12 protein-coding genes, 2 tRNA genes and 1 pseudogene are annotated in these 22,948 nt (G+C 43.7%); 2 read left to right on the forward strand and 13 right to left on the reverse strand.

Translation table 11 applies throughout. The annotated features are described in order from the left end of the window. The 4 genes from nikE to HXT48_RS05375 form a co-directional block, all read right to left on the reverse strand. Positions 1–1,662 (reverse strand): nickel ABC transporter ATP-binding protein NikE, encoded by a 1,662-nt coding sequence (gene nikE / locus HXT48_RS05360; protein WP_421793022.1) that lies wholly within the window; start codon positions 1,660–1,662, stop codon positions 1–3. Positions 1,663–1,668: 6 nt separating this feature from the next. Then, positions 1,669–3,378 carry an ABC transporter substrate-binding protein gene (locus tag HXT48_RS05365; protein ID WP_415690082.1) on the reverse strand — a complete coding sequence of 570 codons (1,710 nt, stop codon included), beginning with the start codon at positions 3,376–3,378 and terminating at the stop codon, positions 1,669–1,671. Between the two features lie 173 nt (positions 3,379–3,551). Then, a complete protein-coding gene (locus tag HXT48_RS05370; RefSeq protein ID WP_012913938.1) occupies positions 3,552–4,748 on the reverse strand; it encodes an ABC transporter permease in 1,197 nt (398 codons plus the stop codon). Further along, on the reverse strand, positions 4,745–5,674 hold the full coding sequence (locus HXT48_RS05375; RefSeq protein WP_004110570.1) for an ABC transporter permease: 930 nt from the start codon (positions 5,672–5,674) through the stop codon (positions 4,745–4,747). Before HXT48_RS05375 ends, HXT48_RS05370 begins: the two co-directional genes overlap by 4 nt. A 339-nt stretch (positions 5,675–6,013) precedes the next feature. On the opposite strand from HXT48_RS05375, the gene HXT48_RS05380 reads away from it, so the two are divergent. Together HXT48_RS05380 and brnA are read left to right on the forward strand one after the other, a co-directional pair. Further along, positions 6,014–6,289, forward strand: a complete 276-nt coding sequence (locus HXT48_RS05380) for a BrnT family toxin (RefSeq protein WP_012913937.1) — start codon at positions 6,014–6,016, stop codon at positions 6,287–6,289. Further along, a complete protein-coding gene (brnA, locus tag HXT48_RS05385; protein ID WP_012913936.1) occupies positions 6,267–6,530 on the forward strand; it encodes a type II toxin-antitoxin system BrnA family antitoxin in 264 nt (87 codons plus the stop codon). The genes HXT48_RS05380 and brnA overlap by 23 nt, the downstream gene beginning before the upstream one ends. Positions 6,531–6,605: 75 nt before the next feature. Here brnA and ileS read toward each other — a convergent pair whose 3' ends face one another. From ileS to HXT48_RS05430, 9 genes and pseudogenes are all read right to left on the reverse strand, one after another. After that, on the reverse strand, positions 6,606–10,016 hold the full coding sequence (ileS, locus tag HXT48_RS05390; protein WP_012913935.1) for a mupirocin-resistant isoleucine--tRNA ligase: 3,411 nt from the start codon (positions 10,014–10,016) through the stop codon (positions 6,606–6,608). Between the two features lie 346 nt (positions 10,017–10,362). Beyond that, the gene (locus HXT48_RS05395; protein ID WP_421793207.1) at positions 10,363–11,448 is read right to left on the reverse strand and encodes an Abi family protein; all 1,086 of its coding nucleotides are present in this window, start codon (positions 11,446–11,448) and stop codon (positions 10,363–10,365) included. Positions 11,449–11,647: 199 nt separating this feature from the next. Then, positions 11,648–11,720 (reverse strand) — tRNA-Arg (locus tag HXT48_RS05400). A 162-nt stretch (positions 11,721–11,882) separates the two neighbouring features. Then, positions 11,883–12,203, reverse strand: a complete 321-nt coding sequence (locus HXT48_RS05405) for an exodeoxyribonuclease VII small subunit (protein WP_004110585.1) — start codon at positions 12,201–12,203, stop codon at positions 11,883–11,885. A gap of 48 nt (positions 12,204–12,251) precedes the next feature. Continuing rightward, positions 12,252–13,667: an exodeoxyribonuclease VII large subunit gene (gene xseA, locus HXT48_RS05410; RefSeq protein ID WP_421793209.1), complete on the reverse strand. Its 1,416-nt coding sequence runs from the start codon at positions 13,665–13,667 to the stop codon at positions 12,252–12,254. A gap of 120 nt (positions 13,668–13,787) precedes the next feature. Continuing rightward, a tRNA-Lys gene (locus tag HXT48_RS05415) sits at positions 13,788–13,861 on the reverse strand. Positions 13,862–13,949: 88 nt separating this feature from the next. Then, positions 13,950–15,050 (reverse strand): annotated as a pseudogene (locus HXT48_RS05420) (class C sortase). A 108-nt stretch (positions 15,051–15,158) separates the two neighbouring features. After that, complete coding sequence (locus tag HXT48_RS05425) at positions 15,159–20,786, reverse strand: S8 family serine peptidase (protein ID WP_102704509.1); 5,628 nt, start codon at positions 20,784–20,786, stop codon at positions 15,159–15,161. Positions 20,787–21,629: 843 nt separating this feature from the next. After that, positions 21,630–22,760 (reverse strand): class C sortase, encoded by a 1,131-nt coding sequence (locus HXT48_RS05430; RefSeq protein WP_415685081.1) that lies wholly within the window; start codon positions 22,758–22,760, stop codon positions 21,630–21,632. Positions 22,761–22,948 lie beyond the last annotated feature (188 nt).

The raw sequence follows: 22,948 nt of genomic DNA on the forward strand, positions 1-22,948 counted from the left end.
CTACGAAATATATTGAACGCTGCCATTTCTAATTATGGCAACTTCGCTAGCAACTTCTTGCACAACGCCAACATCATGAGTAATAAACAAGCATGCGTAACGGTATTTTTGTTGCAAATCATGCAATAAGTTAAGTACACAACGTTGCACTGTTACGTCAAGCGCAGAAGTTGGCTCATCCACAATAAGCAGAGAAGGCTGCAAAATCAACGCTCGCGCAATACCTACGCGCTGTCTTTGACCTCCGGAAAGCTCGTGAGGAAAACGGCTTGCGAATTCAACTGGCAGTTGTACTTGATTAAGCATTTCTCCAACGCGCTCTAAACGCTCATTGGCATCAAGATTCGTGTGTAAAAGTAATGGTTCTGCAATACTCCAGCCAATGGTTTTACGCGGATTTAGTGCGGAACCTGAATCTTGAAAAACGTATCCAATTCGCGATAATGCTTGGCGGCGAACTTTATTGTTTAATCTGTTTAAGTTTTCTCCATTAAGTAGCACTAATCCTGAATTTGGTTTGATTTGCCCAGAAATAAGCTTTGCAATAGTGGTTTTCCCAGCTCCAGACTCCCCGACTAAAGCTAGTGTAGAGCCAGAGTTAATGCGCAAGTTTGCATTAGCGAGAGCAAGCTTATTTGAATCTTTGCTAAAACGAGCATGCGAATACTTCACACTTACGCCTTGAACTTCAACTACTGGAGATTCAGAACCTGGAGATTCAGAAATATTCTTAGCAATATTCTTAGCAATTGCTTTTGCTACTTCTTCTATACTTTCATAAGAATCACCACTTGAAGCATATTGCATATCAAATTTAGGAACAGAATCTAGCAAAGTGCGCGTATATTCGTGCTTAGGATTCGCAAAAATATGCTGAACTTCGCCAGATTCCACAACATTCCCGCCTTGCATTACATACATTTCATCTGCGAGCGCGCGCACAACACTCATATCGTGCGTAATAATTAACACAGCAAGCTGTAATTTCTCCGACAAATTACGTATAAGACGTAAAATATCTCGTTGCGTGGTGATGTCGAGTGCTGTTGTAGGCTCGTCTGCAATCAAAACTTGTGGACGATTTATTAAAGCCATAGCAATCATCGCACGCTGGAGTTGGCCGCCAGAAAGCTCATGCGGATAAGAACGATACACGCGCTCAGCATCACTCAACTCAACCTCGAGGAGCTGCGAAATCACACGCTTCTTACGCTCTCTTTGGCTAAGCTTTCCTGCTTTTTCAGGATGATATATTAGCGCTTCTTCTATTTGCTTGCCAATTGTTTTCACAGGATTAAACGCACTGGACGGCTCCTGAAAAATCATGCCAATCATGCCACCGCGAATATGCTCATAAGAGGCATCTTCGCTAAGCAAATTTATAAAAGATTCGTTAGCATCCGAAGCGTTAAGAAGCGCCGCATTCCCTTCAACACGCGCATTATTATCGAGCAATCCCATAAGAGCCAACGCAGTAAGTGACTTTCCAGAACCGGACTCGCCTACTAACGCAGAAACCATTCCATCACGCAATCGCATAGAAACATTGCGTGTAATTTGCCTACCGTCAATCGAAACTGACAAATCTTCAACGCTTATAACAATTCTTTTACGCGCATCCAAATCTTTATTATCCAAAGCTTGCGCATCCAAATTCGTCATCTTCAATCACCTATTCAAAGACACAGCTGCATAATTAGGGTAAGCAGGAAAACTTCCGATGTAGAAATTCTCAACACCGCTTCCATGAATAAACGTATTATGCGAGTAAATAAGCGGAACAACAGGAGAATCTTCCATAATAGCGTGATCCGCCTTTTGCCACAGTTTATGAGCCGAATTCTCGTCAACAGTTTGCACAGCTTCGCGAATTAAAGCATCTACTTTAGGATTCGAATAACGAGAAATATTCCAGTTACCGCCGCCAATTTGCGAAGAATCAAAAAGCGGTCCCAAATTCGCAAAAGCAGAAGGAAAATCAGGCTGCCACGAAGCCAAAGCCAAATCGTAATCTCCGGAATTTGACGTAATTGCATCCGTAAAGTTTATTGCATCAACAGTTTTAATCGTCACTTTAATACCAGCTCGCTTTAAACTTGATTGCACAGAAGATGCCACTTGCGTTTGATCCGGACGAGCAATCAGAATCAACTTAATATCGGTTTTACCTGATTTTTTCAACAGTTGTTTAGCTTTCTCAACGTTCCCTCGAGGATCTTCAGAATACAAATTAAACTGCTTTCGACCAGAAATACCAGGCGTAATAAGCGTAGTAGCAAAACCTCCAGCAATTTCGCCACCCTTCGCAGTTCGATACGACTGCTTATCAACAGCATACTGAATCGCTTTTCGAACATTGATATCCGTTATTCTGCGCGTATTCATAGCCAAATATTCAAGAGCACCATCACTACTAGTAGTTAGCAACTTGCGAGATTGAGGATGCGCTTGAGCTTGTGCAAGCTGAGCAGGCGGCACAAAATCAGCCAAAAATGCGGTTTTTGTATCCGTATTTCCTTGAATCATAGACTGAGCTGAAACAGTAGTGTCTGAACCAAGTTTCCACACAATTTCATCTGCAGAAGCTGTGCGAGTACTGTCGAGCTTGGAATCCCAATACTTATTGCGTTGCATTACAACTTGCTTTCCAACTTCGTTCTGCACAATCCTGTATGGTCCTGAAGATTTCGGCCTTTTACTATATGTCTGAGCATCGCCTGAACTAGTTGGAACTGGCACAAATGCAGCCAAAGATGTCACCCACGGCCAATCTGCAAAAGGTGCTTTCAAATGGAAAATAATCGTTTGATTATCTGGAGTTTCAATCGAATCAAGCGACTTTCCGTCGAATGGTCCTCTATAGTTTTCAGCTCCAACAAGAAGAGTTTTGTGATATCCAAAACCACCGCTTAACGAATCTGCAAACGAGCGCTCAATACCAAATTTAATATCGTGCGAAGTGATTTCGGTTCCATCTTCATACTTAACACCCTTTTTAAGAGTGTATTTCCAAGTTTTTCCGCCGTCACTTGTTGTGCCAGTATCCGTTGCCAAATCTGGAACTACGCGCGTTTGCTCGCTTGAATCCGGACTTACTTTCCACGTAGTAAGTGCGCGGAAGATGAAATTATTTGACGTAATTGGCAAACCCTGACTGCGAGCTGGATCGAAATTCATATTCGTATTTGACGTAAATATTGTAAAAGTTCCGCCTTTTTTAGGATTAGAATTTAGCACGGAAGCGTTCGTAATACTGGTTTTCCCAGAGTTGTAATTTGTGCAAGCTGAAAGCGAAAGTAGTGAAATTGTAAGTAGTGAAAAAGCTGCTGTTGAAGCAAGAATTTTCTTTGAAGCCGTATTATTTTTGAAAATGAACATAATAATCCCCTTATTTCTTTAATCTTTTCTATTTAAAATTTAATTCTTTAAAACTCGCGCATAAGCTATTTAACATTTTTGAACTTGAGAAAAAGTGAGCGAGCTGACACGAGCAGCATCAAGCAAACGCAAGCGCTTAGTCCTCGCCCACTAACAATTTCACTCGAAAGGCACTAACAGACTGCGGCACGAGGATCGATGAAACGATAACAGATGTCAACAATAAGATTCGCAACAATCACAAGCGCAGCCGCAAAAAGCGTCACACCAACCAGCACTTGCAAATCAAGATTTTTAACAGAATCAAGAAGTAGCGAACCCAAACCTTGCATAGAGAAAACTCTCTCAGTAATCACAGCACCGCCAAGCAAACCGCCTAGATCCAAGCCAAACATTGTTAGCACAGGAAGCATTACGTTAGGCAGAGCGTGACGAGTTATAACTTTCGTTCGCGGCATACCCTTAGCCAAGGCAGTGCGCATATAATCCTGTTGCAACTCGTCAAGCATATGAGCACGAGTAAGTCGCGTATAATAAGCAGCGTTAAGAAGTGCCAAAACAATCCACGGAAGTAGCAAATGCTGCAGCCAACCTAAAGGATCATCCGAAAAATTCACATAACCGCCTGTAGGGAAAATTGGCAGATATACTGCAAAAGCAAGTATTGCAAGCATACCAATCAGGTAAGCAGGGGACGAAATCCCCACTGAAGAAAGCGCTCTAAATGCACGATCAAAAAGCGATCCTTCTTTAGAAGCAGAAATCACTCCGGTTACTACACCAATAATTACCCAAAGTAATGCAGCGCCAATCGCCAAAGAAGCTGTCACAGCAAAACGGCTCATAATAAGATCTGTGACTGGTTCGTTAAGCGTGAAGGACCAGCCTAAGCATGGAGACGAGCAGATAATTGCGGCACCAGCGGCTGAAATTCCTGAGGATGCAGAATTAGTTCCAAATTCTCGTCCAAAAAATATCCCACGAATATAGTTTCCAAGCTGCTCATACCACGGCGCGTCCGTGCCCATAAATGCGGAAACTCGAGCCAAACGCTCAGGAGTGCACGGCTTTCCGCAAGCTAGTTGCGCAGGATTCGCTGGGAGCATAAAGAAAATAAGGAATAATACAACTGCAATCAGTGTTAAAACAAGTACCGCGCTTGCTGAACGCTTTATTAAAAACGTAAGAAAATCTACGGTTTTGCTAATAATTCGCGAGTTTTTTGCGGATTCATTATTGCTGTTATTACTAATATTTTGTTGCATATTTTTCTTCTGCGTATTATTTACATTCTGCTTATTGCTGATATTTTTCGTACTGCTATTACTATTTTTTGTATCGCTATTACTAATATTTTCCTTATATCTCATGCCGTCGCCGCCTTTTTAGCGCGAGGCTGAAGAGCACTGGCCAAACCGTCACCAACAAGATTAAAACCGAAAGTTAGCAAGAACAGTGCAGTTCCAGGGAAAAGTAAATACCATGGGTCAACTAAAACCCACTGCACAGCTTCCGCAATAGCGCGACCCCACGAAGGCGAAGGCGGATTCATACCAACGCCAAGGAAAGACAACGCAGCTTCAGCTCCAATTCGTCCAGGAATAAGGAACGTTACATTCACAAGCAACAACGGCATCATATTTGGCATTATTTGTTCACGAAGAACATGCCACGTACCGGCTCCCATTACGCGAGATGCAACTGCAAAATTGCGAGATTTAAGCGTAAGAGTTTGAGCGCGAACTAAACGCGCAATACTTGGCCAACCAAAAAATCCTAAAACAAGTATTAGTAGAAGCGGACGCGGAAAATCTTGCGGCACAACAGCAGACAAAGCAATCGCAAAAATCAGGAACGGGAAACCGAAGAACACGTCCATTGTGCGCGAAAGCAAAGCATCTGCAAAACCACTGAAATACCCTGCAATCATGCCGATTACGATGCCAAGAAATAGCGATATTATGGTAGAAGCGACGCCAATTCCAAGAGATACGCGCGCGCCATGAGCCACAATTGCAAAAATATCAAGACCACGAAGTGGCGTAAGACCAAACCAATGCTGGAAATTAATGCCACCAAAACCTGTTGGAACAGAATTAAAATCTAAATATTCTGGATGCTCATCATAAGGATTATTGCCAGTGATTGCAGTAAAAGCATCGGCAAAAATTGCCAAAATCACAAAAATTGCAATAATTATACTTCCGATAATAATGCCAGAATTATTTCCAGTAGGAACGGTGACGCTAGATGAATCACGCTTATAGCGTGAACGAAATACACCGACCCTTCTCATCTTTACTCATTTCGTCACCTGCACTTTCTTTTTGAATATCATGCAATATAAATTAACGCAAAACACAAATCGAGTAAAAATTTGTATTGTTGTCTTATCGACACTATAGGAACCCATAGAAAACGGGGTGTCACATTGACTCGCTTTTCGATTAAGCGTAGCGCGAAAAGAGACCCAATGCGGTAGCGCGCTTTTATAAATAGCCTTTAATCACAATGCGTAAAAAATCTAGGAAAGCCGACTTAAAGCATTTACGATACTTAATACAAAACAACAATCATTAAAAAATTGCTTCATATTGATGTTGTTTTGATGTAAAATACACACTAGGAGGTGAGAATGGATTTTGAACACGATCCTGCAAAAAGCTTAAAAAATTTTGCTAAACATGGTATCAGTTTCAAAAAAGCCCAATTACTTTGGGAGAATACAACAATTACATTAGAATCCAAAAATTCAGGAAACGACAACTCTCGCTACTTAGTTTTTGGAAAAATAAACAATAAACATTGGACGGCAATAATAACAAAAAGAAATAATCGAATTCGTATTATTTCTGTAAGAAAATCGCGTAAAAATGAGGAGCAATATTATGAAGAGCACTACAACGAATAAGGAAATAAGTGACAAAGAACTCGATAAAAAATTCGATAACGGTGAAGACGTACTTGAGTACTTTGATTTGGAACATCCAACTATAGAGCATAACTCAAATGTGCAAAAACGCGTAACATTTACTATGCCAGAATGGATTATTGAAAAACTTGATAAACGTGCAAAAATTCTTGCTATTAGCAGAAACGCAGTCGTCAATACACTCATTGCAGAAAAACTAGAAAGTTCGAAGCAAAACTAGAAATAAAACAAAGCGTGCCGACGCATTGAAATACACCGGCACGTTTTGTTTAGTTAGCTAAGATTTGCACTTAAGCTACGCACGCTTAAGAGTTACGCTAAGCTCAGTTGCGCTAGAATCAGCCTCAACAACCTCGAAGCTCGTAGCCAAAGTCTCCTCCGCAATCAAATCGCGGAACTGCTCAACTTTAACAACGTCCGAAGCTGGCACGCTCAAAGTCAAAGCGATTCGGTCACTAATATCCAAACCGTTCTCCTTACGGGCATCCTGAACAGCGCGAATAGCGTCGCGAGCGTAACCTTCAGCAAGCAAATCGCTAGTCAAAGCAGTGTCGAGCATAACGAAACCGCCAGTTGGCATTGCAGCAGAAGCAGTATTCGCAGCCGCTTGAGCATCCGAAGACTCAACGCGATTTACAAGCTCATATTCGCCCTCAACAAGCGCAACTTCGCCGTTTGGAGTCTGAACAACAGGAGCGCCAGACTCGTCAACTCGCCAATCGCCACTCTTAGAAGACTTAATAGCAAACTGCACTTGCTTGCCCAAACGAGGACCAGCCGCGCGCGCATTCACCTTAAGCTCGTGAACAATCTTCAAACCGTGGTTGCTTGCGTCTTCCAAAGTGCAGAATGTAACATTCTTCACGTTAAGCTCGCGCTCAAGAACCTGCTCGTAAGGCTCAACAGCAGCAGTATTTTCTGCAACAACCGTCAAGTTTGCCAATGGCTGGCGTACGCGCAACTGTTCCGCCTTACGCAACGAAAGCGCAGAAGACACAACCTCGCGAACCTTATCCATAGCAGCAACCAAAGCATCGTCATGAGCAAGAACAGCACCAAGCTCAGTGACTGTTCCAGCCTTAGGGTTCTTCTCACCGTCTGAAAGAGTTTCAGGCTCCACCAAATAAGGCCAATCAGCCAAATGCACGGATTCGCCACCGGTAAGACCGCGCCAAACAGCCTCAGCTTCCATAGGAGCAAGAGGAGCAATCGTGCGCATGAACACTTCCAACACAGTGTAAAGCGTGTTGAAAGCAGTCTCGTCTTCATTCCAGAAGCGGTCACGACTGCCGCGAATATACCAATTCGTAAGCACGTCAATAAAATCGCCAACTGCTGCGCAAGCATCGCTAATCGCAAACGCGTTCAAGCACTTTTCTACGCGCTCAACAAGCAAACGCGTGCGAGCAAGCAAATAACGATCCATGTTGCAAAGTCCTGCAACCTCATCCGCGCGAAGGCGACGAGCGTCATAACCCTTACCACCGTTTGCAGCATTCGCATACAAAGTGAAGAAGTAGTACGAGCTCCAAACTGGAAGCATAACCTGACGAACCGTATCCCTAATGCCGTCTGCAGTCACAATCAAATTGCCACCGCGCAAAATTGGCGAAGACATGAGGAACCAGCGCATTGCGTCCGAGCCGTACTCGTTGAAAACGCCGTTCACATCCGGGTAATTGCGCAAATGCTTACTCATCTTCTGGCCGTCGGAACCAAGCACGATGCCGTGGCAAATCACGTTCTTATAAGCTGGGCGGTCGAATAGAGCCGTAGCCATAATGTGAAGCGTGTAGAACCAGCCACGAGTCTGACCAATATATTCAACGATGTAGTCGCATGGGAAGTGCTCTTCGAAGAATTCCTTATTTTCAAACGGATAATGGAACTGCGCGAAAGGCATGGAACCAGACTCAAACCAGCAGTCGAGAACATCCGTAATACGATGCATTTGCGACTTTCCAGTAGGATCGTCTGGATTTGGACGAGTAAGGCGATCAATATACGGGCGGTGCATATTCACATTGCCGTCGTCATCGCGCGGATAGTCGCCAAAATCAGCCTTAAGCTCTTCCAAAGAACCGTACACGTCTACGCGAGGATACTTTGGATCGTCACTCACCCACACTGGAATTGGCGAACCCCAGAAGCGGTTACGGCTAATCGACCAGTCGCGCGCGTTAGAAAGCCACTTACCAAACTGACCGTCCTTAACGTTTCCAGGAATCCAATTAATCTCCTGATTAAGCTCAAGCAAGCGCTTCTTAATCTTCGTAACAGACACAAACCAGCTAGAAACAGGCTTATAAATAAGCGGAGTTGCACAACGCCAGCAATGAGGATAGCTGTGCACGTAGCTTTTTTCTTGGAATAGCAACGCGCGCTGATCTTCCGGCATTTGAGCAAGCGGACCGTCTCCTGCACGCAAGTTACGCAAAATTGGCAAGTTCGCGTCGAAAACGTACAAGCCTTCGTAATCTGGGCAGTCGCTTGTAAACTTGCAGCCTGCGTCGAGCACGTCAACGCTGCGAATTTCGTGCGCGTTAAGCGTGTTCATATCGTCCTCGCCGTAAGGAGCCTGGTGAACGAGACCAGTACCTTCAGCGGTGTCAACATAATCTGCAGTGAAAATCGTAAAAGCGTTAGGACCAGGAGTGCCACCCTCGGAAAGCGCGGAATCGCTTGCAAAGTATGGGAACACTGGGTAGTAGCGCCAACCAGCCATCTCAGCGCCCTTAAGTTCGCGCACAACTTCGTAATTTTCGCCAAGTTCCTTAGTGTAGGAGCCAAGCAAAGGCTTACCGATGTAGAACTTTTTACCTGCGAACTTGCCTTCAGTTGGGCGAACTTCCACGTAGTCGATGTCTGCGCCAACTACGATTGCGAAATTGGTTGGCACAGTCCAAGGAGTAGTGGTCCAGAATACTGCGTAAGCGTCGGCTTCGTCGCGAAGCTTAACGGCAACGGAAACGGTAGTATCCTGACGATTCTGGTACACATCCGCGTCCATGCGAAGCTCGTGGGCTGAAAGTGGAGTTTGGTCCTTCGGGCAGTACGGAAGCACGCGGTAACCCTTGTAAGCCAAGCCCTTATCGTAAAGCTGCTTAAATGCCCACATAACGGATTCCATGTATGGAATGTTCAGCGTTTTGTAACCGCGCTCGAAATCAACCCAGCGAGCCTGACGATGCACGTAGTTTTGCCACTCGTTCGTGTACTTCAAAACGCTGGCACGGCAAGCATCGTTGAACTTTGCGATGCCCATTTTTTCGATTTGTTCAACCGATTCAATGCCGAGTTCCTTCTGCGCTTCCAACTCTGCAGGAAGACCGTGAGTATCCCAACCAAAAACGCGGTTTACTTTGCGACCGCGCATAGTCTGATAGCGCGGAACGACGTCTTTTGCGTAGCCTGTGAGCAGGTGGCCGTAGTGAGGAAGACCGTTTGCGAATGGAGGGCCGTCGAAGAACACGAACTCGTTTTGGCTACCCTTGCCGGACGGGCGGTATTCGATTGACTTGCGGAAAGTGTTGTTTGCATCCCAGTATTGGAGAACTGATTCTTCAAGCTTTGGGAAGGAAGGATTTGGTGCAACTTGCGCGCCGGAGTTTTCTTGCGTTGATGCTGAAACACTTACCTTTGGGTATACGTGATTTGCGGACGTATTTTCGGACGCGTTTGCTGCTGGATTAGTGGATTCGCTCACTGTGCTCTCCTCGCTCAACAGGGTGAATATTTCCCTGCGAGGACGACAGTTACTGCCGCGGTACCACCTCGCTTGCTATAAGATGATTACGTAACGTGTATCGCAATGCATAACGCAAGTGCGTAACACAAATATGCAACGCAATCGAACTATTCCCATAGCCTCTCGTGTTTGGCTGTGCGGGCCAACCCCGTCGGTTCTAATAAGCGAAAACCTTACGAATCCTCGCCGTTCTTCCGAAAACTCCCCGCCGATAACGGATCATCGCTTAAGTTAGAAATAATCTAACACTATCCCCTAACATTAGGAATAATTTCGCGACTCGCGAATAATTTTCATGACATTTTCATGACATATTATCCAAAAATGCCTTAGCTTCATTAGCATTGCTAAAAGCAATGCCATCGTCAGAAATTTTGCCATTCATAATTTGATTAGCGTGATTCATAGCCTTAAGCGTTGCCTCGTTTGGAACAGACAAGTTACTATTCAAGATAATATTTTCTTTAATTTTATTTTTCCAATCATAAAATTCATCAATACTAGACATTCCAATGCATTCAATAACATTTTTAGAGCAATTTGGAACTTTATCGCAAAGCGCAACAAGTAATTTTTCAATCTTCTCTAAAAACTCTAGATAATAGCTAGTTTCTAATAATATGTCGAAATCTTTAATAAGCTGAAAGACTGTTGCATTATCACTATGCGGTCTAGCACAATACAAACGTTCATCATGCGCACAAATATTTCTGAACTCTTTAATTCTTCTATAAATAGAATCAGTTTTTATTGACGTAATATCTTTTTGAGAACAGTGTGAAGAATTATAAAGTTCAGTATATTTTTTAGCAACCAAACCTCTCACGCATTTAGTTTGCGCTTTGTAAAACCAGAACATCTGTCCGAAAGTCAAATCATTAGATAAAACCCATAATGGAACTTGCCCATCGTGATTATTGATACAATGTCGTATGTACTCTTTTCCTATATTTAATTTTTGATTATTTGACTTATTATTTTCTATAATTCGATTAAATGCTTTAATTAAACCACCTGATTCCTTTGGATCTTCATAGTTAGTTTCATTAAGGTAAGCATTAACTTCATTACCGTGCATTTGGCTAAAGCAATATGAACATGATGACCTTAACAATGCTTCTGCTCTAGTTGTAGCCGCAAAGATAATACTGCGAAGTTCACGATCAAATTTAAAAAGATAATAAATTTGTTCAAACTTTGCTCCTTGAACATATTTATTCGAATTTTTTGACTCAAGAAATGGATTTTTATATCCATTTACAACGCTATAGTAACCTTCTCTTTCAAGTATTTCCATAGCTTTAATCTCATCAGGAAACACTACTCCTCTAGACTTAAGTAATTCTATTTGTTGTCTGATAGTAGTAAAAGGTTTATAAATCACCATCATCCCCACCAATCCCCCGCTATTAGATGCACAAAGAGCCAATCAATCGCTTGATTGGCTCTTTGCGAACCAGACACTGCCTGGCTTCACCACTACTCAATTATACGAAAGAAACTAATATTTGTCAACAAAAAATAGGCGAATTATACAGCACACAACACCATTGCACAAATATAAACTGCACAACGTCCACACATAAAAGTGCCCCGGATCAGAATCGAACTGACGACACCCACTTTAGGAGAGTGGTGCTCTATCCACTGAGCTACCGAGGCAACAAATGGCAATTATACACTATGGCGTGTCACTGCGGCGCGCAGCAGAAACGGCAGAAACAGTGCAAGGGTGAGTAGTTTATGCCGCTTTTTCGCAAGAATCCGACCAAAACGACTCAGTCGCGAGTAGTTTATGCCGCCTGAGCGCATAATCAGCGAGTGCTAATCCTCAAGATTCGATTGCGTGCCAGCCGTAGCTGCCGTCGCCGATTGTTCCGCTTGTGCCGCGTCCAACTTAGCGCGAACCGTGGCAAGCAAACCCTGCGCGCGCTTTGCCAGCGCCTCGCCAATCTCCCACTGACGCATGGACTGATCTAGTGTCAAACCGCCAGCTTCCAACGCTTGAACCGCCTGAACCAGCTTTTCGCGAGCCTCTTCGTACGGCATCGTCTCAATCGCAGCGCGCTCTTCTTTCGTAAGTGTGCTTGCAAATTCTGTGTTTTCTGCTGATTCTTCCGCTTTTTTCGTTACTTTCTCACTCATATCTAACCTTTCGTTGTATCTAAATAAATATCTAAAATATCTAAAAAATTACTTACTTGACTTTTTACTTGGCTTTATGAAAGCAGACTTAGTAACAGCTGACTTTGTTCCAGTCACCTTGCCAAGAACCACGCCACTTTTAAGCGTAACTGTCATATCGTCGCCAACTTTCGCTAAAGCCGCATCGTCAAGCACTCGCCCACCACTGAGCTGCACAACAGCGTACCCGCGATTCAAAGTCGATTGCGGACTTAGCGCAGTCAAGCTCGCGTGAGCCTTCTCAACAGTCAAACTCGCGTCGTCAAGAAGTCGCACCAAACCGTGACGCATTCGCTCAACAGCCTGCTCAACCAAACGCTCGTGCGGCTCAAGCATAGTGCTCGGGCGCGTAAGGCTCGGGCGATTCGCATAACCTTCAACGAGACGAATCTCATTGTCTACGCGCGCAGAAATTCGCATGCGCATAGTTTGCAACGCGTTATCAATAAGCTGCCACTGCTCGCGTACGTCTGGAACCACGCGCTTTGCAGCATCCGTAGGAGTCGAAGCGCGCATGTCTGCAGCCAAATCAATCAGCGTCCAATCGTCCTCGTGGCCAATTGCAGACACAATCGGAGTTATGCACGCAGCAGTAGCGCGAACCACACCCTCATCTGAAAAACCAATCAAATCTTCAAAGCTTCCACCGCCGCGAGCAACGATAATAACGTCAACTTCTGGATCCGCGTCGAGCTGCTTAATTGCGGCAATAATATCCGCCGGGCACTGCACGCCCTGCACGTGCGCGTGAATAACTTTGAAGCGCGTAACAGGCCAGCGCAAATTCACGTTCGTAATAACATCGCCCTCCGCGCGCGCTTGAGGAGCGCACACGAGACCGACACACTTAGGAAATTCCGGCAGCGGAACCTTATTTTCAGCGTCAAATAAGCCCTCGCCCTTAAGCTTTTTTCGCAACTCGTCAATTTGCGCTTTTAAGTCACCGGCACCGACGCGGCGGATTTCGTCTGCAACGAAGCTTAAGCGCGTGGCTTTTACCCAAATATCCGCCTTGCCGTGAACGACTACGCGGTCACCCTGGCGAAGTTCGCGCGCCTGCTGCACGAAATTGCTGAAGCCCATTACGGAAATCGACACTTCTTCATTACTGTCGCGAAGGGTGATGTAACCGGAAGAAGCGCGGCGCATGTTAATTTCGACGATTTGACCCTCAATCCACGCGGCTGGCCAGCGTTCTACTGCACTGTGGAACTTTTGGCTTAAAACGGCAACAGGCCATGGATTTTCGGCAGTCGTGTCGGCGGCTTTTAGAGGGAGCTGTCGCAGCTGAGCTTGCTGCGGCGTAAGTAGTTGCGGCGATGACTGAACTTGTTGCGACTGCGACTGTGCTAAATTTAGCAGCGGTTGTTGCGACGGTTGCGGCTGTTCAAGCTGGGCATCATCCTGGAATAATTGCGGCATCATATTTGACGAGGTCATGTTTCCAGCTTGACCGCAAAGAAGGACAAACGCGCGCTGCTGCATATGCGTGACGGAGAGATTAGATACGAAAAAACCCAAGCAGTGAAGCTTGGGTTTCGCTTGTGCCCCCTCAGGGATTCGAACCCTGGACACGCTGATTAAGAGTCAGCTGCTCTAACCAACTGAGCTAAAGGGGCGTTGGTTATCTTGGCTCGTTTCGCGAACCGAGTAACTACTATACTCAGAATGAGCTTGCACGCAAGCCGGCGTGTCGCATTGCTGCGCTCAGGCAGGTCGTTTGCGCAACTTACGCAAGATTTTGCGCGAAACCGCCAGCAAATGCCTGCCTTGCACACTACTCACACCATTCTTCTTTCGCAACGACGCAATCAGCATCATCGCCATCAACACCGCAGACATCACCATCGATATCACAAACAACGTCATCCACAATGACCACTGCATATGGTCGCCCGGCACGTTAGCAGGATCCGGCAACACACGATACCCCGTCACGAGCAGCCTGTGCGTGTTAACTCCATACGGGGTACACGTAATCAGCGTCGCCAAGTCGCGCCCCTTTTCGCGCCGCAACAAACGAATATCGTTCGGCTCCACCACATTTATGCGAAACACTCTGTATCGAAGAGTCTTGCCTTGCACGTCAAAGTAGAAGTAATCACCTTTTTTCAGCGTGTTTAAATCGTCGAACATTGTGGCATCCGGCATACCCGTATGCGCCGTCACAACCGTGTGCCTGCTTTTGCCGCCCACCGGCAAATCCGTGCCGTACAAATGCCCCGCTCCCATCGCGAGAGTATCTTGAGTAGTTCCATGGTAAATCGGCAGCCTCACGTCAATTTTCGGTATTTTCACAACGCCTTCAGCATCGACATCACTAAGCACTTTTTCGTACTCTTTATATTCGGGAGTGTCCATGTAGTCGTTATTGCCGTTATACGGGTCCGCGCTAATAATCGCCTTGTGGCGAGCGTTGTATTCACGCGCTTTTCCCAAAATTTCCGCGCGATTTTCTTTAGTCTTTTCCTTATTTAATTTATCGTACTAGATTGAGAGTTCTTTGGCAGCGTGATTGTTGACCAAAGTAGAAACCACAGGATAGCTGAAACACAAAACGCCAATAGTAACAAGCGCAATCAGCTCAGCCAGCTTGCGAAGTGTGGACATTGGTTTTGGGGAAGATTGCTCTTGTGATGATGAAGATTACGAAGACTGCGTAGACTGCGCAGATTCAGTATTTTCGGAAGATGCAGCGATTCCAGAGCTTGCGGAAGATTCCGCACTTTTGGAGGACTTATTAGCGCGCATACGAGTCAGCCGCTTAAATAGCGCGCGAGCAGACTCTGCAAAATCAGCTAGCTTCATGATTCCTCCACTAATAAGAAAGGAGCAAAGAGCACTCCCACCTTACTAGAAGATGAAAGTGCTCTTTGTTTATTTATTTTTGTTTATTTATTTACTTATTTTGTTTATTTACTTGCTTACATGCGCATGATGGCGGCGAGTTTTAAACGTTACAGCACCGCTTGCAAGCAGCACCATAAACGTCACAATCATGCCAATCACACTGCTGCCAGTCATCGCCAAGTCAGAAGTCATCTTCTTGGCGGCAGACTTAGCGGCAGCCTGCTCCTTTTCAGCAGCCTTCTGCTTTGCAGCAGCGTTAGCATTCGCAGCACCTGCGTTGCCACTTTCGCTGGAGGCATTTCCGTCTGTACCAACGTAAGTAGTGCCAGTAAATGTGCCAAATCCAGAACCAGCACCTAATCCGTTGCCGAATCCAGTACCAGAATGAAGCTCCGAATACTTCAGGTTAATCTCTGCATCTGTTTCATCGGACGCTGTAGCATTCTCAGCAATAACCCACACGTTAGCCCAAGCAAGCTGCTCACCTTTATCGTTAAGCAAAACAATCGTATGCTTACCGAAGTAGCCAGCTGGAATCACAACATTAAACTGAGGTTGACCATTCTTATCCAAAGTTACTTTCACATACTTAGATCCATCTGCGCCCTTCAATAACACAGGCGAAGAATACATGTAAGCATAAGCGTAAGCAACCTTGTTTTTCTTAAGTTCCTTGATGAACTTGCTCATGGCAGAAGAGACCTTAGTCTTGTGAGACTTAGAGCCAGCATCACCCTTAGCAGGAGCATCCATGCCAGCGAAATACAACTTCACAGGATTGCTCTTACCAGCACGAACAACATCATTCATATGTTCACCAGCAACAAGGATTCCCTTAAGTGACTGATCTAGCTTTGCGATAGATTCAGGAGCTTTAGGTGCTGGAGTTGAGACGGAAGGAGGATTGACAGTTACAGAGGAGGAACCATGATCGTTCCCATGACCATCATTCGACTTCTTTTCAACGACGAATTCTGCGGAAGTATTCTTCGTTGCAACGTTACCAGCATAATCAACAGCTTCAACTGTGATTAAGTGCTTTCCGGCAGAAAGTGAATTGAAATCAACATCTACCTTCAGCGGATCCTTCAGATCTTTCAGATCGGCAAAAGTAGCATCGTAAGGATTATTCTTACTCAGCTTAATATCCGTTTCTTTAAGACCATTACTTGCATGATTTACTTCTTTACCATCAATCTTCACTCGCAATAACTTCAAATGATCATCTTTAGCTGTTACAGAAATCTTACGATTTGCTTCAACATGATCATTGTCCTTTATTCCAAGTGTCACAGAAGGAGCATCCTTATCAACAACAACAGGAGCACGACCATACAGTGCGCTAGACATCTGATCGATGGCTTGGATTAATACAAACTCTCCATTTTTAACTTCAACATCTCTATCGAAGCTCTGAGCATTAGTTTCTTTGCCTTTAGAATCAGTACTGAAGTTGTCTGAAGCAATAAGATTATTAATCTTAAGAGTATAGCCAGCAAAATCATCACTAATAACACCCTTGAATTTCACAGTGTCATTATTAGTAAATATTCTGCCGCCATACAACTTTGGAGTACTAAACATTACTTCTGGAGCCTGTCTGTCGAAGTAGAAAGCAACTGGAGTGTCTAATACCACATCACTTCCCTCTTTGACAATCATCCTAAAGTCATTTATTCCAGGATGCATTGGCAGAGTTACCGTGAATGTAGAATCAGCATTTGCATTAGTGGACTTAGTGATTGTTGCAGCTATAGGATCAAAATCCTCATACCCCGAACCATCATCTTTAACTCGATTAGCTTTTGTAAATAGCATTTCTGTAGCTTTGTTACTTACTTTGCCTTTTGCAGTAAATGAATTGAGCGAAGTACCACTATTTCCAGGAACAATCCAGTTGTATGATTCTAAGCCGTTAGCATTACTCAGTGAAATATTATAAAGCTTTGGCTTTGTTGGTATAACGCGATTAGCAAAACCTACATTCTGAGTAGCTGTGTTAACTCCATCACTAGCAACCAAGGTAACTGAATATGTACTAGCAGATGGAGTAACTTTTACAGTAAATGAGCCATCAGTAGCAACATTTACAGGCTCTTCCACTTGTTCAGTCTGGACTTCACCGCCAACAACCTCATCCTTACTATACTTAACAGTAAGCGTGAGCTTCTGCTTTGGAGTAGTATCGTCCTTAACTTCACCTTTAACTTCTACTGCACCATTTTGGTCAATTGTTACATTCCCGTTACTATCTGCATTAGTTAGTTTAATTGTTGGTGCATTTTCGTCGAAATTAGTTACAAGAGTTTCAACCACTTCTTTATTATCAGAACCTTTTGCCTTAACTTTTATTGTATTAGCACCTGATTTAATAGGAGCAGTAAAGCTAAATTCAGAATCATCTGTCTTAACAGCTAATTCTTCTTCTGCTTCAGTTCCTGATTGAACATAAGCTTTCACATCCTTGCAACCATCAGCAATACGTCCAGAGATTTCGATGCTGTATTTATCAACACCGTTATCTTTTTTAGCAGTGACATCCTTAATGCCAATATTCTTAAGATTAACCTCATTATTTATGAGAATCTTTTTATTAGCAAATCCCTTAAACACTTTGGAAGTATTGGTTTCATTGAAACCTCCATCATGCAAACTGACATTGACGTAATAAGCATCCTTACCTACATTAACTTTGCAAGTGCGAGTATAGCCATTTGCGTCATGAGTTTCACTGCAGTCCTTCTCATCAACCTTGATATAATCACTGTTACCATTAACTCTTACACCTGGTTCACTCAATGTTTCACTTAACTCATCATGAGCTGTAATGGTAATTTCACCATCTTTATCAGGTTCGCTAATTGTAACGGTTGGAGCTTTAGTATCAAGGTTAAAATGCATATCAGTCGTCTGGCACATATCCTTAGTCAAGCAAGCTTTTACTCGATAAATATATTTGCCATCAGGAAGCTTCTTATTCCAATGCGCGATATCAGTAGATGTCTTATCATAAATAGTTCCATCAAATTCAACAGAACTATTTAATGCTCTTGGATCGCGTAATAATTCTGAGAAATTAGAACGAGAAACGTCATGTTCCTCTCCTACTTCTGCAACAGTCTTACCAGAATTATCCAAAACAGAATACTGTATTAGACTTGCATTACGGAATAATGCTAGTGATGGTCGTATCTTATCAAATAACTCATCACCATTTGGAGAAAATTCTAAATGATCAGGAGCTTCATCATTAACTTGCACATCACCAAAATAACTTTCAGCAATAAGCGAAGTAGTCATATTAATTGCATTTTTAAGATACTCTTCACCAGGCTTTACAAGAATTGGTTCCTTATCCCAATTGCCAACAAAGCCAAGATATGGAACAGCCAAATCTGGTTCCCCAGAGGTCTTTGAAGTAAAACGCGCCCAACCTTCAACATAATGGTCGCGAGTCACGTCTGGAGTTAATGTAAACTCTACTTCCTTTTCTGACTTAGGATCTACTGTAACCGTATTAGTCGAAGAAGCTAATGTTTCTGAGCTAATAGAGGTAGTCGTTTCTGCATTAGCATTATTAGATTCATTAACAACATTTTGTTTAGGAACTTCATAAGTTACAGCCTTATCTCCATAATTATGCAGTTTAACAGTGAACTTACGATCTCCATTAACCTGGCGTAGAGCCACGTACGAATTGCCATTGACTGTTGCAATCACGTTAGTAGCAACAGCTTTATCAACCTGAGCTAATCCAGCGCCGATTTGACGAGGAGCAAATGGTACATTGCTGGAATTATTGAGAATCTCAGCCGTATTCATCAAGGCTTGTTCAACACGAGTAGCACGATCTTTAGCAGAAAGCTCAGGGAAGCGCTTCTTATAGCTTTCCATCACCAAAGCTGAAAGACCGGAAACGTTTGGAGCAGCCATAGAAGTACCAGACATATTAGTGTACTTGTTGTTGTTCTGAGTAGACCACACGTTACCGCCGATGCCAGCAATATGAGGCTTAAAATCAAGTTCTGGCGTTGGACCCCAAGAAGTAAAGCTAGAAGGATGCAACTTATCAGGATTTGCAATGCCCATTGTCTTATCAGAGAAGGAAACCTTAACTGTACCACTTGCATTAGCTTTGAGTGCATCAACAATCTTTAAAGCATCTTCACGACGAATTGATGCTCCAAAGCATGTGAACTTATCAACTCCAGCCATGCCAAGGAACTGTGCCGAATCGCCAGCTTTGTTATAAACGATTACACCATCAGCACCCTTATCAATAGCATTCTGGAATTTTTCACTAAATGCTATTGCGCCACGTTCAACTAAAGCGTACTTTCCATGAAGATCCAAATCCTTAACTTCATCTTTTTTGCCAAGACCGATATTCACAATCTCATGTTCTTTACCATCAGCTTTTCCTGAGGCTATAGAGTAAGGAATCTCAGTTGTTTTATTAGCTTTATCCGTATATGAACCAGCGGTTTGAATAATATAAGAATTTTCTACAGAAGCAACGCTGAAAGCAGAAGGATAAGAAGACGGTGAACCAAGAGTTGCATCATCCCACTTTCCTAATGCATCATTAGTTCCTCCAGATGTAGAGAAGCTTAAACCGGAGTTTCCTGCAGAAATAACTGGAAGCACACCAGCTTCGCGAGCCTTCTTTAAAGCGAGAGATGTAGCATTAGAAGTTCCACCAAAACCGTTATCTGAGCCGAGAGACATGTTAATAACGTCCGCATGAAGCTTTACAGAATCCTCAATTGCAGCAACTATATCAGCATCACGAGCTCCGTGCGCTCCCGGCTTATTTGAAAATACTTTCATTGCAAGTAACTGAGCATTTGGAGCAATGCCGTTAATATGACCGTTTTTATCAGCTGGCTTATTCTCATCATCACCATTAGCTGCCACAATACCAGCTACGTGCATGCCATGCTGCTCTGCACCACTATCTGTAATAGTGTAGTTTTCATCAGCATAGTTGAATCCAGCAGGAACTTTATTAGTGAACTTTACACCATTAGACGGGAATGTGTCCTTAATCTTACGAGCTTTTTCAGCTTTGAAATCAAGCTTCATATCATGGTGACTTGGATCGATGCCCGTATCGATAATAGCCACAAGCATCCCAGTTCCATCAAGTCCACGCTTCTTAAATTCTTCATTTACACCCTGCAAACCGCGAGCATAATTTTCAAGAGGATAATACAAACGTTCTTTTGCAACAGAAGCTACTTCATGTTCATGACGTAAAGCCGCAACTTTCTTAGCTGGTAATGTTGCTTCAAAACCATTCATCAGGTAACCAAATTGGCGACGTACTGTCATGCCATATTTTGAAGACCATTTTCCAATAAGACGATTCTGGTCAACTTTATTACTGTCTTCAGCTTGTTTCGAAGGAAGTTTTGGCTGTTTCTTCAAAGTAACGATAACAGTAACAGGCTTATTAGAAGTACCAGTCCTATTAAATGGATTATTAACTATTCTGCTAACAATCTTAGGATCAAGATATTTAGTAGTTTTATTCTTCTTATTCTTATTCTTTTGATTTACAACTTGTGCGAGATTATTGTTCTCAGCACTATTGTCTTTAGCATTTGCTGTACCAAGCGGTACCATAAGCGCCGCCGCAGCCACGCCTAATGCTGCTAAACGAGTCAGATATGACGTTCGTTTGAACTTCATAAACATACTCTCCTTCAAAATGGTGGTTGTTATCCCGGAAAAATTTCGGTTCTAGCTATCACAAACTCATGCCAGCTGCCAAAATCTTTCATACTGGCTGCCAAAATTTTTCATGCGGGTGTAAATATTTTTGTTACGCTGGTTTGAATCGTTTCCGCTAAATATCGCATAAGAGATATACCCCCCCCCATGCAAACAGCAAATAATGGTGTATTTTTGCAAGTGCAACAAAATATTTTTCATATACTCTAGCACTTGTTTAAAGAGAAAAAATTTTTTTAACTTGTTAATTTAGCAAATAAAATTTGAAAAATTTGTATTTAGGATAGAAAAAATGGCTAAATTACGCCATTTCCTCGCAAACACTTTTCCACAAGTAACATGTAAAAAATCTGTAGTTAACATATAATTTACAGAATTTTTCAACAACCTTGCATTGTGGCAATATTTTTTAAAAAAATATTGTTGATTTACCAACTAATGTTAGTGCGTTGCGCAATATAAACCGTAAATTTTTCAGCCAACCGACGATATGCGCAACTGACCTAAATTTTACGCTCGCGCGAACGTTATCTCACGTTTGGAGGGTTTGCGCTACTTTAGCACTCCAAACGCAGGCGCGACGACATGCTTGAGCGCAGCACAGCGCGCGCGAAAGCGACTCGGAGCGGAAACTCGCTCAAGTTGGAAGTACAGTGGACTTCCAACGCGAGTTTCGTAAGCGAGCACTTATAGTGCGAGCGTTATCTCACATTTGGAGGGATTAGCGTTGTGCGACGCTCCAAACGCGCGCAGTAACGCGCTCGCTGTATATAGTCGTCACGCTACTCGCCTACTCTTGCGCTACTCGCGACGCAACTTACGCAGCATCTTGCGCGAAAGTACCAGCAAATGCTTGCCGCGAATGTCGAGCTGCCGCCATCGCTTAGACGTTGCCGCGGCAATCATCATGGACAAAATAATCAATGAGAACGCCATTGCAATCACGAATAGCGTCATCCAAAGCGGCCATTGCATGTGGTCATTCGGCGGCTTCACGGGGTCCGGCAGCACACGATACCCCGTCACCAAAAGCCTATGCGAGTTCACACCATACGGAGTACACGTTAGCAGCGTCGCCAAGTCGCGCCCCTTTTCGCGCTGTAACAAACTAATATCGTGTGGCTCAACCACGCTGATGCGGAACACTTTGTATCGCAAAGTTTCGCCTTGCACGTCGAGGTAGAAATAGTCACCCTTCTTCAAATTCACCAAATCGTCGAACATGGTTGCATCCGCAAGACCTGTGTGCGCGGTAATAACTGTGTGGCGGTTCTTGCCACCAACCGGCAAATCCGTGCCGTACAAATGACCAGCGCCGTGCGCTAAAACTTCCTGTGAACTGCCGTGATAAATAGGAAGTTTTACGCCAATTTTCGGAATTTTTACGATGCCGATAATGCCCATAGGCTCCTCAAGTGCCTTAAGATAACGCTTGTATTCAGGCGTGTTAGTTACGTCTTTTTGACCATCCGGACCATACGGATCCGTGGTAAGCATATTCTTGCGACTTTTATTGTAAAGCTTCGCTGCGCGAATGTGAGCGCGGCGCACATCACCAGCCTGATCGTGGTTATACTTGTCGTACGCGTTAGAAATTTCCTTCGACACGCGATTGTTCCAAAGTGTTGAAACAACAGGGTAACTGAAGCACAAAATGCCTGCCAACACGAATGCGATTGGCTCGACGATGCGGCGGAGCTTAGATTTTCGATTGGTTTTTTGCTTAGATTTTTGATTACTTTCGGCGGATTTTGCTTCGGTTGCGTGGGCTTGAGTTGCGTTATTTTCGGTTGCGTTTGATTCGGTTAAGTTGGTTTCGGTTAAGTTGGTTTCGTTAGTTTGGGTTGCGTTTGTTTGGTTTTTGAAAAGCTTATTTTGGGAGATTTTGTTGAGGAAAGCATATACTTTAGCAACAGCGTCGTTTAATTTCATGCTTCCTCGTTTCGTGGGTTTTTCGTTGGATTTAGATTTGATTTACGATTTATTTATTTTGCGCTCGCTAGTTAGTTCAATTAAAGCGTACAAATATAGAGCCGGGAGCAACAAGTCGCACCCAGCTCCAATATTTATGCCATGCAAACAGATATTTACATTCATGTAGCAGTGACTGCTGATTTTTT

The sequence above is a fragment of the Gardnerella sp. KA00127 genome (assembly GCF_049244125.1).
In the GTDB taxonomy this organism is placed as follows: domain Bacteria; phylum Actinomycetota; class Actinomycetes; order Actinomycetales; family Bifidobacteriaceae; genus Bifidobacterium; species Bifidobacterium swidsinskii.

Coding starts and splice junctions, on each gene's coding strand:
- nikE (WP_421793022.1), bottom strand. CDS start 1,662: ATGACGAATTTGGATGCGCAAGCTTTGGATAATAAAGATTTGGATGCG.
- HXT48_RS05365 (WP_415690082.1), bottom strand. CDS start 3,378: ATGTTCATTTTCAAAAATAATACGGCTTCAAAGAAAATTCTTGCTTCA.
- HXT48_RS05370 (WP_012913938.1), bottom strand. CDS start 4,748: ATGAGATATAAGGAAAATATTAGTAATAGCGATACAAAAAATAGTAAT.
- HXT48_RS05375 (WP_004110570.1), bottom strand. CDS start 5,674: ATGAGAAGGGTCGGTGTATTTCGTTCACGCTATAAGCGTGATTCATCT.
- HXT48_RS05380 (WP_012913937.1), top strand. CDS start 6,014: ATGGATTTTGAACACGATCCTGCAAAAAGCTTAAAAAATTTTGCTAAA.
- brnA (WP_012913936.1), top strand. CDS start 6,267: ATGAAGAGCACTACAACGAATAAGGAAATAAGTGACAAAGAACTCGAT.
- HXT48_RS05395 (WP_421793207.1), bottom strand. CDS start 11,448: ATGATGGTGATTTATAAACCTTTTACTACTATCAGACAACAAATAGAA.
- HXT48_RS05405 (WP_004110585.1), bottom strand. CDS start 12,203: ATGAGTGAGAAAGTAACGAAAAAAGCGGAAGAATCAGCAGAAAACACA.
- xseA (WP_421793209.1), bottom strand. CDS start 13,667: ATGATGCCGCAATTATTCCAGGATGATGCCCAGCTTGAACAGCCGCAA.
- HXT48_RS05425 (WP_102704509.1), bottom strand. CDS start 20,786: ATGAAGTTCAAACGAACGTCATATCTGACTCGTTTAGCAGCATTAGGC.
- HXT48_RS05430 (WP_415685081.1), bottom strand. CDS start 22,760: ATGAAATTAAACGACGCTGTTGCTAAAGTATATGCTTTCCTCAACAAA.